This window comes from Allorhizobium sp. DMC15 (assembly GCF_056314065.1).
Genome location: NZ_JBQUZB010000001.1, coordinates 680,662 through 694,804, shown reverse-complemented (window position 1 = coordinate 694,804; position 14,143 = coordinate 680,662). Strand labels below are relative to the sequence as shown.

General features: G+C 61.9%; 8 protein-coding genes. 5 read left to right on the top strand and 3 right to left on the bottom strand.

Going from position 1 to position 14,143, the window contains the following annotated elements; genetic code table 11:
- Position 1 precedes the first annotated feature (1 nt).
- Together ACT53S_RS03335 and ACT53S_RS03330 are read left to right on the top strand one after the other, a co-directional pair.
- Positions 2-973 (top strand): amino acid ABC transporter permease, encoded by a 972-nt coding sequence (locus ACT53S_RS03335; RefSeq protein ID WP_113378569.1) that lies wholly within the window; start codon positions 2-4, stop codon positions 971-973.
- A 52-nt stretch (positions 974-1,025) separates the two neighbouring features.
- Positions 1,026-1,844 (top strand): DMT family transporter, encoded by an 819-nt coding sequence (locus ACT53S_RS03330; RefSeq protein ID WP_476065898.1) that lies wholly within the window; start codon positions 1,026-1,028, stop codon positions 1,842-1,844.
- Between the two features lie 23 nt (positions 1,845-1,867).
- Here the strand turns inward: ACT53S_RS03330 and ACT53S_RS03325 are convergent, their stop codons facing one another.
- A complete protein-coding gene (locus tag ACT53S_RS03325; RefSeq protein WP_476065897.1) occupies positions 1,868-2,599 on the bottom strand; it encodes a GntR family transcriptional regulator in 732 nt (243 codons plus the stop codon).
- 207 nt (positions 2,600-2,806) lie between these two features.
- Here ACT53S_RS03325 and ACT53S_RS03320 point away from each other — a divergent pair, with 207 nt between their 5' ends.
- Both ACT53S_RS03320 and ACT53S_RS03315 read left to right on the top strand, forming a co-directional pair.
- Positions 2,807-3,820, top strand: coding sequence for an SIS domain-containing protein (locus ACT53S_RS03320; RefSeq protein WP_476065896.1), 1,014 nt, complete (start codon positions 2,807-2,809; stop codon positions 3,818-3,820).
- A gap of 67 nt (positions 3,821-3,887) precedes the next feature.
- The gene (locus tag ACT53S_RS03315) at positions 3,888-4,697 is read left to right on the top strand and encodes a PfkB family carbohydrate kinase (RefSeq protein WP_476065895.1); all 810 of its coding nucleotides are present in this window, start codon (positions 3,888-3,890) and stop codon (positions 4,695-4,697) included.
- A 45-nt stretch (positions 4,698-4,742) separates the two neighbouring features.
- Here ACT53S_RS03315 and ACT53S_RS03310 read toward each other — a convergent pair whose 3' ends face one another.
- On the bottom strand, positions 4,743-5,729 hold the full coding sequence (locus tag ACT53S_RS03310; protein ID WP_113378573.1) for a GlxA family transcriptional regulator: 987 nt from the start codon (positions 5,727-5,729) through the stop codon (positions 4,743-4,745).
- 314 nt (positions 5,730-6,043) lie between these two features.
- On the opposite strand from ACT53S_RS03310, the gene ACT53S_RS03305 reads away from it, so the two are divergent.
- Positions 6,044-6,247 carry a MerR family transcriptional regulator gene (locus ACT53S_RS03305; protein WP_142070708.1) on the top strand — a complete coding sequence of 68 codons (204 nt, stop codon included), beginning with the start codon at positions 6,044-6,046 and terminating at the stop codon, positions 6,245-6,247.
- 113 nt (positions 6,248-6,360) lie between these two features.
- On the opposite strand, the gene ACT53S_RS03300 is transcribed toward ACT53S_RS03305, so the two are convergent.
- Complete coding sequence (locus tag ACT53S_RS03300; protein WP_476065894.1) at positions 6,361-13,857, bottom strand: hypothetical protein; 7,497 nt, start codon at positions 13,855-13,857, stop codon at positions 6,361-6,363.
- Positions 13,858-14,143 lie beyond the last annotated feature (286 nt).

Here is a 14,143-nt window from a genome sequence, read left to right as displayed (position 1 = left end):
AATGATCGGTCGTCTTATTCTTACCTATCCGGAGGCCTCCCGGCGCGTCGGCGGCTTGCTGATCCTCGTGCTCATTGCGCTGTCCCTTTACGCTCTGGGCATCAGTGGCGCCTGGATCGGCCGGCTGGTTCCTGCCGCCGATGCTGTTCTTGCCGACCATCCGGCGACCGCGAGAGCGTTGTCCGCAGCCCTGATCGCCATCATCATGGCCCTCAACTGGAAGCTTCTGCACCTTTTGAAGCGCAGTCATCAGATCGTCGCGGTCTGGCTGGAGCTCTTCGGCCTGCTGATGGTCTTCTTCTACTCCTTCGACCTTTCCTTTGCCTTCATCGCCAAGAAGATCGGCTTCCTGATCACCCAGGGCGTCACGACGACGTTGTTCATCTCGGCGATTTCGATCGTCATCGCGACCGCAATCGCGCTGGCCGGAGCGATTGCCAAGCTTTCCCGCAACGGCGTGATCTACGGGCTTGCGACTTTCTATACCTCGCTCTTCCGAGGCCTCCCGCTGCTCATGCAGATCTACATCATCTATCTCGGCCTGCCACAGGTCGGTTATGTCATCGGGGCTATCCCGGCCGGCATCCTGGCGCTTTCCCTATGCTACGGCGCCTATATGACGGAAATCTTCCGGGCCGGCATCGAGAGCATTTCGCGTGGTCAGACAGAGGGTGCGACAGCACTCGGCCTCTCCCCCAGCCAGACAATGGGACTGGTGATCCTGCCACAGGCCATGCGGGTGATCATTCCGCCGACGGGCAACCAGTTTATCGCGATGCTGAAGGATTCCTCCCTCGTATCGGTCGTTGGTGTCTGGGAGATCATGTATCTTGCCAGGACCCAGGGGCAGACCGAGTTCCGCCATATCGAGATGCTGATCACCGCCTCGATGATCTACTGGCTTCTGTCGATCGGTCTCGAGTTCCTGCAGGCCCGCATCGAGGAACGGTTCGGTCGCTTCAATGTCCGCTGACTGCGTATGTGACACCGGAGGCGGCCGCGCGTCGAGCAACCGTCGAGGTGTCGTGCTCACACTGTTGGCCTTCGCCGTGTTTTCGGGGACGGATGCGATCGTCAAGCTCAGCACTGCGCGACTACCGGCACCCCAGGTCACGCTTCTGGTCACGATCGCAGCCTTCGTAGTCCTCTGCCTCTATGCCGCCTTGACCGGCAACACACGTCGGCTCATGCCCCGACAACCAAAGACCGCGTTCTTGCGTGCGGCGCTGCTTGCCGGCGACACGGTGCTTATCCACTACGCCTTCGCATTGCTGCCGCTGTCGGAAGCCTATCTTCTGGCCTTTCTCACGCCCATCCTGGTGGCCGTGATGTCCTTTGTCCTCCTCGGTGAGCGGCTTTCGGTCACCGGCTGGGCGGGTGTCATCCTCGGCTTTGCCGGTGTGGCGGTGGCGCTGCAACCGGGGTCTGCCGAGATCAACCTCGGCCATCTGGCAGCGCTTGGTTCGGCCGTGCTGTTTGCGCTCTCGCTCCTCCTGTTGCGCAGAACAAAGATCGAGGAGAACGATGAGGCCTTGCTGTCCTCCCTGTTCGTCGTGCTGATCCCGCTCGCGCTGGCGGTCGCGTCGGCCCATGGGGGCCTGGTCTCCGTACGCCCGTTGGACGTCGCCCTGGTGGTGGCGGGGGGCATCCTGCTTCTCGCCGGTCACGGGCTGCTGATCCGTGCTTTCCGGATTGCGGAGGCATCGGTGGTGGCCCCGTTCCAGTACAGCCAAATCATCTGGGGCTGTCTCTACGGAGCACTTCTGTTTTCGGCGCCGATTGAGATGCACACCCTTTTGGGGGCGGCCATCATCATCGTTTCTGGGTGGCTGGTTCTCAAATAGCAGCCGACCTCCAGGGGTTGCGCCTATTTGCGGACCAGGCTGAAGGTGAAATGGCTGCCTCGATGATAGTCCAGCGCATAATTGACCGGCTTGCCCGCCGCGTCGAAACAGGTCTCGGCAATCAGCAGGGACGGACCAAAATCACGTAGATCGTGACGCTCCACGACGTCCGAGGGCAAAAGGACCGAAGAGACTGTCGCCGCCGACATTCGCGGCCGGTGGCGATATTGCTCCAGCAGATTGAGCAGCGAGCCACTCCAGTCAATGTCGTAAACCTTGGCAGGAATGATCGTACGCGGGATGTAGTCGATGCAGTAGAGAATTGGCTCCTCGTCATGCAGGCGCAAACGTTCGATCCTGATTACGCGCGCCTTGCTCTCCAGACCGAGCTTGTCCGCCACCAGAGCCGGCGCATCTTCCTCGCTGATCGAGAGGACCTTGTTCACCGGCCGATAGCCATAGTGTTGCGCCATGTCGGTGACGCTTTCGAACACGGTGATCGGTCTGTCGACCTGGACCGCCGACATCGCCGATATGAATCGACCCCGGCCGTGCTCGACATAAATGATATCGTCCTGCTCGAGAAGTTTCAGTGCCTCTCGAAGTGCCGGACGGGAGATACGGAACCGCTGGGTCAGCTGAGCTTCGGTCGGCAGCTTGTCGCCGGGCTTGAGCCCCTCGGCGCGAATGAGCTCTGCGATCCGGTCCCGAAGCTGGATCGCCAGGGTTCTGGAATCACGGATCGGATCGTCCACGGCCACCTCGCAGTTTGTCTTACACCGTTCTTGTCTGACAAAGGCTGCAAGGTCAAGCATCGTGCCGGTTCGTTACAGCCGCTACGAACCTTGAGAAAATTGCCGAGCCCTCCCTCCCTTCATCACCTTGACGCAGAGTTATAATGATGTCAGTTGTCTTACAACTTACTGTGCCATTATCGCCGAACCTCACGGATGGAGAGCCGAATGCTGAATTTCGACGAAAACCGTTTCCTCACGATCCAGGGCGGTGCGGTTGCCTTGCGCGACCGTCTGGACCGCGTGGTTTCCGACTGCCTGACAGCCGGCGCTGAAAACATCTATTTCCTCGGCACGGGTGGTGCCGCCATCCTGATGCAGCCCGCAGCCCAGTTGCTTCAGCGTCGCTCCCGCTTTCCCGCCTTCATCGACATGCCAGCGGAATTGATCCTCACGGGATCGGCCAATCTCTCGTCCAAATCCATCGTCGTGATCCCGTCCCTTTCGGGAACCACGAAGGAGAGCGTTGCCCTTCTGGAAAAATTGAAGGAGATCGGAGCGACCGTAATCACGCTGGTCGGCCATGCCGAGACGCCGCTCGGCCAAGGCGGAGACCATGTGTTCGTCAACTTCGCCGAGGACGACACGTCCTGTGAATCCTTCTATCTGCAATCGCTGTTCATCGCCCTGTCTGTCATGCGCCACCGCGGCGAAATCTCGAACTATGCCGAAATCGCCAGCGAATTGGACCGCCTTCCGGCCCTGCTGCTCGAGGTGAAACGCGCTTTTGAGCCTCAGGCGGAAGCCTTCGCACAGAAGCTGGCGGCGACCGATTACCACATCATCACCGGCGCCGGAAATGTGTGGCCGGAGGCCTTCTATTACGGCATGTGCATTCTGGAAGAGATGCAGTGGATCCGCACCCGCCCCGTGCATGCCTCCGACTTCTTCCACGGCACTCTCGAGCTCATTGAAAAAGGCGTCAGTCTGATCCTCTTCAAAGGCGAAGACGAGTTGCGGCCGCTGGCCGAACGCGTCGAGAAATTCGCCCCGACCTATACCGACACAATCACGGTGCTGGATACGGCGAACTTCGAGCTTCCGGGGATCTCTTCCGAGGTTCGCAAGCTAATCTCGCCTGTTCTGCTGGCTACCGTGCTCGAGCGGATCAGTGCCCATCTCGAGGTCATGCGTAATCATCCGCTTACCACACGCCGTTACTACAAACGCGTCGCCTACTAAGACGACAGAACGGAAGGGATCGCGCCGCGACGCTTGCGCGATCCCGTCGTGCACGGCATGAAGGGGGATGACCATGCTCAGATTTGCCGCAGTCGGTGACAACTGCATCGATCGCTTCCGCCCCTCAGGCACGTCGCTGATCGGCGGCAATGCAGTGAACGTCGTCGTGCAACTGGCACGGCTCGGCCATCAGGCCCACTATTTCGGTGCGGTCGGCGAAGATGCCGACGGCCATCGTACGATCGCGGCCCTTGCCGCACATGGCGTGAAGGTCGGCAACGTCCAGCGCAAGCCCGGCCACACCGCCTTCACCGACATCGACGTTCTCCCCTCTGGCGAACGCGTCTTCGCCTATGAAGATTTCGGCGTCTGCGCCGGCTATCGCCCGACATTGGCGGAGGTCGAGATGCTGAAAACCATGGACCACGTGCATATCGGATGGATGGACGACCACGGGGCGCTCAAAGAAGAGCTTTGTCGGGCCGGCGTCTCGGTTTCACAGGACATATCCGTGAATGCCCATCCGGAAAACCTGCTCGTATCCGGTCTTTCGGTTGCCTTCGGATCGGCGGGCGAAGATGCGGGACTGGCCGACATCATGCTGCGCCGACTGACCGCAGAGGGAGCGAAGCTGGCCGTCGTCACGCGCGGCGCGGACGGCGCTTGTGTCAGTGATGGCGAACAGACGATCGCGGCGGGTGCTCCGCCGGTCGACGTCATCGATACAACGGGTGCGGGTGACAGCTTCATCGCAGGATTTCTCTCTGCCTACCGCGCGGGATCTGGCTGGGAAACGTGCCTGGAGACGGGCCAGAGTCTCGCTGCGCAAACCTGCGGCCATCTTGGCGGTTTTCCGCAGGGAGAGCAGGTCCGCTAGCCAAGCGGGGCCGTTCGAGCGACAGTCCCGGCCTTCTGGGTTAGATCAGGCAGGCAGGGCGTTTCGCATCTGACCCGGCGTCTTTCCGTGCACGCTCTTGAACACGCGATTGAAATGCGAGGTGTTCTCGAAGCCGACCTGAAGGGCGATGTCGATCAGGGAGGCATCCGTCTGGGCGACGAGCATTTTCGCCCGCTCCATCCGCAGCCGCATATAGACCTTGGCGGGAGAGGCCTTCAGTTCCTGGGCGAAAAGCCTTTCGAGCTGGCGGCGGGAGAGGCCCACCGAGCGTGCAAGCTGATCGATCGTAAGCTCGCTTTCAAGCGTCTGCTCCATCAGGATGAGCACCGCCTTCAGTCGCGGATCCTCACATTCGATGGTCAGCGGGCGGCGCACCTGGATATCTCGGTTCGACCGGGCGCGCTCGATCTGCAGCACCTCCAAAGCATTTCGCTCGGCATCGTGGCCGAGATACTGGCGCACGATGAAGGCCGCGAGATCGGCAGAACTGCTGCCGCCGGCGCAGGAACCGCGTCGCCGGTCAAGATTGAAGAGCCTGTCCGAGCGAACATCGAGATCCGGGAAGCGTTCGCGAAACGCCTGATAATGCAGCCAACTGACGCAACTCTGATGACCCTTCATCAGGCCTGCATCCGCGAGAATGAAGGTACCAGTGCACAATCCGATCAAAGGCACCTTCTGCGCATCCGCACGGCGCAGGAACTGGACAGTCTCCGCATCCACCGCCGCCTGCTGGCCGAGCAGGCCACCGACCACAACGATGTAGTCGAAACGGCTCGGATCGACGAAATCGCTGGTGGGCGCCACCTGGACCCCGCAACTGGATGTGATCAGGTGGCGCGTGCTGCCAAGCACCTGCCAATCGGCATTGACCCGGCCGGACCGATCGAACTCGTCACTGGCCAGACGGATGGTATCGACAAACAGGGCGAAGGCCGACAGCGTGAAGGCGCGCGACAGCACGAAGGCGATCTTCAATTGCGGTTTCGTGTTGCGCTCCGCAGTAGCCATGCGTTTCGAGATCCCGGCCTGTTCCGTTCGTGCAGTCTTAGCCGATCCGACGCCCCGATCCTAGGAGAGCCTGTCTTGCATCTATGGGTTTTTATAGCGTGATCAGAGCTTCGCAATTCCTGAAGATGTCGGGCGTTTGCCCGACCATCCTTGTTCGCGCCGCCCTCGGCCCTATATCCAAAGATAGTGGCGTCGACGAAAGAGGCCATTTCGTGACGACGCACTCGCCGGACAATCCGCACCGGCAAAGAAAGACATGAGTTGTCTACCCACCTGAGATGTGTCGTCAATCAACGCTCAGCAAGGAACCGCACATGCCGATCCATCGCTTCACCGTCGGCCAAGCCGTACGGCTGACCAATCTGGCCACCCTCACACCCAAGGCGGCATCGACCTATACCGTTGAGGCTGCTCTGCCACCTTACGACAACAGCCCGCAATATCGGCTGTACAACGCCGAACTCAATCAGGGACGCGTGGCCATGGAACGGGATTTGGAGCCGTATTTCGTTTCCTGACGCCACTGCATCTGGTTTCGACATCAAAGCAACGGCCGAAGTTCTCGACCGGTGCTTTGATGCTTTTGCTTTCTGAAGGATGACCGTCCGGAGATGTCTCTGTCCTCTCAGGATCAACCCGTTCCGCCGCCCAGGAAGGCTGCGATGACGGCCGCGACCTGATCGGAATTCATCGCTCCCATCTGGTGATCCATGAGTGCGCCCAACTGGGTGCTGGAGAGATGGGTGATGTCGTCCGTCGAAAGGCCGGCAATGCCGCTTTGACTGAAGGCGGCGATATCTTCGGCAGAGAAGGTCGCGAGATCTTCCTGTTCCAGCGCCGCGACCTGGGTGGAGGTGAGTGCTGCAACCTGCCCTGGCTTCAACACCTCCGCCTGCGCCGTGCTCAGGGCGGCAATCACCTGCGTGCTCAACCCGGCGATGGCGCTGGAACTCAAGGCCGCGATCTTCTCCGTCGAGAGCAGGGCGATGTCGTCGGTTCCGAGACCGGCAGCCTGGACAGCGCCCATGGCTCCGATCTGGGCCAGAGAAAGAGCCGCCACCTGGGCCGTGCTCATTGCCGCCATCTGATTGTAGGTCAGACCTGCAATCTGGCCGGTCGACAGTCCTGCAATATCACCGGTGGAGAGGGCAGCAATGACTGCCGTCGACAGTCCTTTGATGGCCGTCGCACCGATTGCCGCCAGATCGCCTGGCGACAGAGCGGCGAGATCCTGGGTGTCAAGGCCGGCAAGACCATTCGCGCTCAGGGCGGCAATCTGCGTCGACGAGAAGGCTGCGACTTGATCCACGCTCAACGCTGCGACCTGAGCGCTGGACAGACCCGACACGCTCGCCGTGCTCAAGGCTGCGACCGCACTCGTGGTCAGGCCGGCGATAAAATCGGTCGAAAGGCCGGCGATCCCCGCCGAACTGATTGCGGCAATTTCGGCTGCGGAAAAGCCTTCCAGATCCGAAATGCTGAGACCGGACAGAGCGCCGGAACTCAGCGCCGCAATCTGGGAAATCGACAGGGCGGCAATCTGCTCGACGCTCAAGGCGGCCATCTGCGTACCGGTCAGACCCGCGATCCCTGTCGCACTGATTGCGGCAATCTGGGCGGTCGAGAACGATCCGAGATCGTCCGTACCCAGGGATTCGATCTGGCGCGAGGTCAAGGCCGCGACCTGTGTCGTGCTCAGCGAGTCGATCTGCTCCGAGCTCAACGCGGCCAGCTGCGTGGTGCTCAGGGCCGCGACGGCAGCTGTACTCAGGGCACCGACCTGCGCCGGCGTGAGGCTCGCAATCATCGTGGTCGACATTCCCTCCATCGCGCCGGCGCTGATCGCAGCGATGTCGGCAGAAGAGAAGACGTCGAGATCATCGGTGCCGAGCACCGCGATCTGGCGCGAGGTGAGAGCGGCAACCTGCTTGGGGGTGAGCGCTTCGATCTGATCGATACTCATGGCAGTGATCTGCGCCGTCGATAGACCGGCGATACCGGTCGCTCCAAGCGCTGCGATCTGATTCGTGGAGAAGGCTGCGATCATGGCCGTCGACAGACCGGAAATGGCGGACGAACTGATGGCAGCCATGTCGGCGGTCGAGAAGGTCTCGATGGCGTCGATTGTCAAGACGGCAATCTGCGCCGAGGTGAGAACCGCCACCTGCCCCGACGTAAAGGCTTCGATCTGATCGATGCTCAAGGCCGCGATCTGTGCGGTCGAGAGGTTGGCGACACCAGCTGTGGCGAGAGATGCGATCTTGGCGGTCGAGAGCACCGCGAGGTCATCGGTTCCCAAGGCTGCGATTTGCCGCGAGCCGAGTGCTGCGACCTGGAGGGTGGTCAGGGCCTCGACCTGCAGGGTGCTCAAAGCCGCAATCTGCGCTGTCGACAGACCGCTGACCCCTCCGGTGCCGAGGGCAGCAATCTGTTCGGTCGAAAGCGAGGCGATGGTACCCGTCGAGAAACCGGTCACCGCGCTTGAGCTGATTGAGGCGATGTCGGCGGTCGAGAACATGTCGAGATCATCCGTCGTGAGAACGGAGATCTGGGCCGAGGTCAGGGCGGCCACCTGAGCCGTGGTCAGCGCCTCCATCTGCTCGGAACTCAATGCGACGAACTGCGTGGTGGTCAGCGCATTGATGGCAGCGGTGCTCAGTGCTGCGACTTGCGCTGTGGTCAAAGCGGACAGATCGTCGGTTCCCAGCACCGCGATCTGACGGGTTGTGAGAGCGGCAACCTGATCCGTGCTCATCGCACCGATCTGCAGCGTGCCCAAAGCGCTTATCTGAAGCGTTGAGAGACCCGACATCGCAGCTGCACTGAATGCCGAGATCTGGTCAGGGGAAAGCGCGACGAGCACTGCGGTCGGAATGCCCGCAATCGCCCCCGTCGCGATTGCCGCGAGATCGGCATCGCTGAAGACACCGAAATCGGCCGTGTCGAAGGCTGCGATCTGGGTTGAGCTTAAGGCGGCGATCTGGCCTGGGGTCAAGGCTTCAACCTGATCCGACAGAAGCGCCTGTATTTGTGTGGCCGACAGTCCCGCCACACCCGTGGCGCTGATGGCGGCAATCTGTTCGGTCGACAGGACTGCCAGGTCATCTGTACCGAGAACACCGATTTGGCGCGAGCCAAGCGCAGCGATCTGAGCCGTCGTCAAGGTATCGACCTGTGCGACACTCAGGGCTGCGACCTGGACGGTGGACAAACCGGCGACCACACCGGTGCTCAGCGCCATGATCTGGTCGGCAGAGAGAGCCGCGATCAGTCCGTTCGTCAGACCCGCGACGGCGGCCGTGTTGATTGCGGCGATGTCTGCGGTGGAGAAGACGGCGATGTCGTCGGACCCGAGTGCTGCAAGCTGGCGCGAGCTCAGAGCGGCGACCTGAGCCGTGGTCAGCGCTTCCACCTGACCGGTGCTCAAAGCGCCGATCAGGGCCGTGGACAGACCAGCAACGCCTTGGGCGCTGATGGCCGCAATCTGCGTGGTGGAGAATGCGGCAATGCTCGTGGTTGTGATGGCCGCGATCTGGCCGGAACTCAGCGCTGCGATCTGCGCAGTGGTCAATTCCGCGACCTGGGCCGGCGTGAGGCCGCTCAATTGGGTGGTCGACAGACCGCCGACGCCGCCAGCACTGAAGGCTGCGAGCTGGTCTGCCGAGAGTGCACCGATCAACTCCGATGTCATGCCCGTCACAGCACTGGCACTGATGGCCGCGATATCGGCGGTCGAGAAGACTGCGATGTCATCCGTTCCAAGCGCGGCAATCTGTTTCGAGCTGAGCGCAGCGACCTGGGCCGTCGTCAAAGCTTCCACCTGGACCGTGTTCAATGCCACGATCTGCGTTGTGGAGAGGCCGCTGATGCCTGCAGCCGTGAGTGCCATGACCTGTCCCGTGGACAGAAGCGCGATCTTGTCAGTGCCGAGCGCTGCCACCTGAGACGAGGAGAGTGCTGCGATCTGCGCCGAGTTCAGAGCGGCGATCTGACCTGACGTCAGAGCTGCGACCTGCTGGGTCCGCAACCCTCCGATGCCGCCTGCGGTGAGTGCCGCGATCTGGGCCGTCGAGAGCGAGGCAATGACGGCCGGGGAAAGGCCGCCGATCGCGAGCGAACCGAGGGCGGCAATGTCCGCTGTCGAGAAGGTCGCAATGTCCTGGCTTGTCAGCATGGAGAGCTGCGCCGAGCTCAAGGACCCGACCTGGCTGCTGGTCAAGGCTTCGACCTGACTGGAATTCAAGGCATCAATCTGACCCGATGTCAGTCCGGTCACGGTTCCCACGCCGAGGGCTGCCACCTGGCTGGTCGAAAGTGTGGCGATCGTGCTGCTCGCGATGGCTCCGATCTGGGTCGAGGTCAGGGCTGCGACCTGGCTCGTGCTCATGGCGGCGAACTGGCCGACCGCGAGCGCCGCCACCTGTTTGGTGGTCAAGCCGGCAATGCCGGTGTTGCTCAGGGCCGCCACCTGCGCTGTGGTCAGAGCCGCAATCGCGGCCGTCGACAAACCGGAGATCGCGCCGGCAGAGATTGCCGCCACATCCTTGGTCGCGAAGGTCGCGATATCTTCCGTTCCGAGAACGCCAAGCTGCGTCGAATTGAGCGCGGCCACCTGAGCGGCACCCAGCGCCTCCATCTGTGCCGTGGTCATGGCATCAAGCTGCTTGGTCGAAAGACCGGTGATCGCGGCTGTGCTCAGAGCCTCGATCTGCGCGGTGGAGAGAGACGCCACGGCTTCAGTCGTCAGGCCACCCACGGCCGCGGAGCCGATTGCGGCGATGTCCTTTGTCGAGAACGTTGCCAGATCATCGGTACCAAACGCCGACAATTGCTGAGATGTCAGTGCTGCGACCTGAAGAGGCGTCAGCGCCTCCGCCTGCGCCGTCGTCAGGGCCGAGATCTGCGTCGTGTTGAGGGCGGCAATTGCGCCGGTGTTGAGCGATGCGACTTGCAGGGTCGAGAGCGCGGCAATCATAGCCGTGGTCAACGAACCGATTTGCAGCGTGCCGAGTGCTGCCATCTGCTTGCTTGTCAGCGCAGCGATCTGGTTGGTGCTCAAGGCTGTGACCTGATTCGCCGTCAAGCCAGCCACCGACTGGCTGCTCAAGGCTGCGATCTGATCCGTCGACAATGCGGCGATGACGGTGGGAGACAAACCTGGCAAGGCAGACGGAGCGATCGCGGCAACATCCTTGGTCGAAAAGACCGCAAGATCGTCCGTCCCGAAGGCTTCCAGCTGCGTCGAGCCGAGGGAGGCGACCTGCACCGGCAGAAGGGCTGACACCTGAACGGTGGTGAGCGTGTTCAATTGTGTTGTGGTGAGGCCCGCAATACCACCACTGCTGAGGGCCTCGATCTGAGCTGTGCTCAAAGTGGCGATGTTGGCGGTCGAGAGGGAAGCGACCTGACCGGAGCTCAGCGCCGCGATTTGTTTCACCGTAAGAGCCGAAACCTGATCAGAGGTCAGCACTTCGACCAGATCGACCGGAAGCTTGGCGATCGTGCCGACGCTGATCGCCACGATCTGCGCCGTCGAAAGAGATCTGAGGCCGGCTTCGGTCAACCCCGCAATGGCGTCACTTGTGAGCGCGGCGATTTCGGCCGTCGTGAAGGTTGCAAGATCGTCCGTCCCAAGGGCTGCCACCTGAGAGGATTTCAGCGCCTTGATCTGCTTGTCGGTCAGTGCCTGCACCTGGCCAGTGGACAAGGCCTGAACCTGCTCGGATGTCAGGCCGCCTACCCCCGCCACGCTCAGAGACGCAATCTGCTCGGTCGAGAGGCTTGCGAATGCCGTGGTGCCGATCGCGGCCAACTGGGTTGCCGTCAAGGCCGCGATCTGCCGGGTGGACATGGCCGCCAGTTGACCGATCGTCAGGGCCTCCACCTGATCCGTGGTCAGGGCGGAGACCGCCGACGTGGTGAGCGCGGCCAAGGTCGTTGTCGGGAGTGCCGCGAGGATGGTCGTGCTGATGCCGGCCACGGCCTTGTTCGTCAGTGCTGCGATCTCTTCCGTGGAGAAGGTCGCAAGATCTGCGCTGTCGAGGACAGAGACCTGAGCGGAATTGAGCGCCTTGATCTGGGCGGCCGTGAGAGCCTCCACCTGGGCGGTCGACAAAGTTTCCATCTGGTCGCTGGTCAGCCCGGCGATGCCGTTCGGGTTCAAAGCGGCGATCTGAGCTGTGGAAAGGACGGCTAGGGCTTCTGTGCTGAGCGCGCCCAACTGCTTGGCATTTAACAGCTTGATCTGAGAGGTCGCGAGGGCAGCGGCCTGCGCCGTGCTCAACGTCGCGACCTGCTGGGTGGTCAGGCTGGTGATTGCACCGGTGGCCAGTGCCGCAATCTGATCGGTCGTCAGGGCCGCGATGAGATCCGTGCCAAGCCCGGTGACCGAAGCGCTGCTGAGGACCGCGATTTCGGCGGTCGAGAATGTCGCGATGTCATCCGTTCCGAGCGCGGCAATCTGCTTGGCGCTCAGGACCTTCACCTGAGCGGTCGTCAGCGCTTCGACCTGGGCAGTCGAGAGGGCGTTGATCTGGTCCGTCGTCAGGTTCACCAGCGTTGTGGTGGAGAGTGCTGCGATCTGCGCCGTCGACAGGGCGGCGATGGCATCCGTTGTTAGACCCGCAACCGCCTTATTGACGATCGCGGCGATATCGGCGGTCGAGAACGTGACGATGTCGTCAGCCCCGAGAGCTGCCAGTTGGTCGGACCGCAGTGTTTTGACCTGGGCGGAGGACAATGCCTCGACCTGACCGGTCGAAAGAGCGCCAATCAGGGTGCTGGAAAGGCCAATGATGCCGGCGGTGGTGATGGCGCCGATCTGCGCCGAACTCAAGGCTGTGACATTGTCGGTGGTGAAGCCGGCGATCTGGCGTGAGCTCATCGCTCCGATCTGGGCTGTCGTCAGGGCGGCGATCTGCGCGGAGGTCAGGGCGGCGATCTGCTTGGTGGTGAAGCCGGTCACTGCACTTGTACCGAGGGCCGCAATCTGGTCGCTCGAGAGGGCCGCGACCAGGTCCGTCGACAGACCCGACACGGCCTTGTTGGTCAGAGCCGCGATATCGTCCGAAGAGAAGGTCGCGAGCGCGTCGGCCGAAAGAACCGCCATCTGTATCGACGTGAGTGCTTTCACCTGAATACTCGTCAGAGCCTCGGCCTGGGCGGTCGTCATGGCTCCGATCTGCGCGGTGGTGAGGCTTGCGACGGCACCCGTATTCAGGGCCGCGATCTTGTCGGTGGTCAGTGTCGCGAGAACGGCGGTCGTGATACCGGTCGCGGCCTTGCCCGACAGTGCGGCGATCTCCGCCGTCGTAAAGGTGGCCAAGTCGACGTCATCAAGGACCGCAACCTGGGCTGCGGACAAGACCTTGACCTGGATGCCCGTCAGAGCTTCGACCTGGGCCGTTGACAGAACCGCGATCTGGGTCGTGGAAAGACCGGTGATCGCGCCGGTGCTCAGCGCCGCGATCTGGGCGGTCGTCATTCCAGCGATGCTCTCTGTCTTTAGCGAAACGATCTGCTTCGCCGACAGAGCCTTGACCTGCTGCTCCGTCAGAGCCGCCGTCTGATCGGCAGACAGGGCGGAGAGCTGCTTCGTCGTCAGCTGGCTAACGCTTGCCGTGCTCAAGGCAGCGACCTGTTCCGTCGACAAGATCGCGATGGCCTGGTTCGTGAGGCCCGAAATGGCGCGAGCGGCGATAGCCGCCATGTCTGCCGTGGAGAAGCCCGCGATGTCTTCTGTGCCGAGCGCTGCGAGTTGCGCTGCGGTCAATGCGGATACCTGACCGGGTGTCAGCGCGGCCGCCTGCGCACTCGACAATCCAGCAATCTGCCCGGTGGTCAGCTTACCGACCGCGGTGCTGTTGAGGCTTTCGATATCGTACTGGTCGAGGACCGCGAGTTGGTCGAGCGTGAGGCCGACGATTGCGGACTGCGAAATCGCCTTGAGCTGCTGGCTGCTCATGACGTCCACGTCTTCCGTGTCGAGCGCGGCAATCTGCACCGACGACAGGACGCCGATCTGCTGGGTGGTGAGCGAAGCCACGTCCTCTGTCGACCAGGCCGCGACCTGCGTCGTCGATGCTGCCCGGATCTGCGCGAGGCTGAGGGACGAAATCGTGGTGCTCATATACAAAATCCGTGATGCTATGTTGTCATCAAAATCAACGCTAACGCCACAACTGGGCCGATCGCGCACGTTCACCAATCGTGCCATTGTTAGGCAGTTGGGCTTGCCTGAGACTGGAGCGTGATCTGGAAAGGTGCGGCGCACGCATGGCGAGCGTTAGACGGCGCATTCAACAAGGGATCGGAGCGGCCGTGGTCCGGGAGATGGGCACAAAGAAAAACGGCGCCTCCCTGGGGAGACGCCGTTTCTCGATGGTCTTTCGATTTTATCGGCGCGGCCATGAGCC

Bases quoted from the DNA above. Each gene is read 5' to 3' on its own strand.
- ACT53S_RS03335 (WP_113378569.1), top strand. From the start codon at position 2: ATGATCGGTCGTCTTATTCTTACCTATCCGGAGGCCTCCCGGCGCGTC.
- ACT53S_RS03320 (WP_476065896.1), top strand. From the start codon at position 2,807: ATGCTGAATTTCGACGAAAACCGTTTCCTCACGATCCAGGGCGGTGCG.
- ACT53S_RS03315 (WP_476065895.1), top strand. From the start codon at position 3,888: ATGACCATGCTCAGATTTGCCGCAGTCGGTGACAACTGCATCGATCGC.
- ACT53S_RS03310 (WP_113378573.1), bottom strand. From the start codon at position 5,729: ATGGCTACTGCGGAGCGCAACACGAAACCGCAATTGAAGATCGCCTTC.
- ACT53S_RS03305 (WP_142070708.1), top strand. From the start codon at position 6,044: ATGCCGATCCATCGCTTCACCGTCGGCCAAGCCGTACGGCTGACCAAT.
- ACT53S_RS03300 (WP_476065894.1), bottom strand. From the start codon at position 13,857: ATGAGCACCACGATTTCGTCCCTCAGCCTCGCGCAGATCCGGGCAGCA.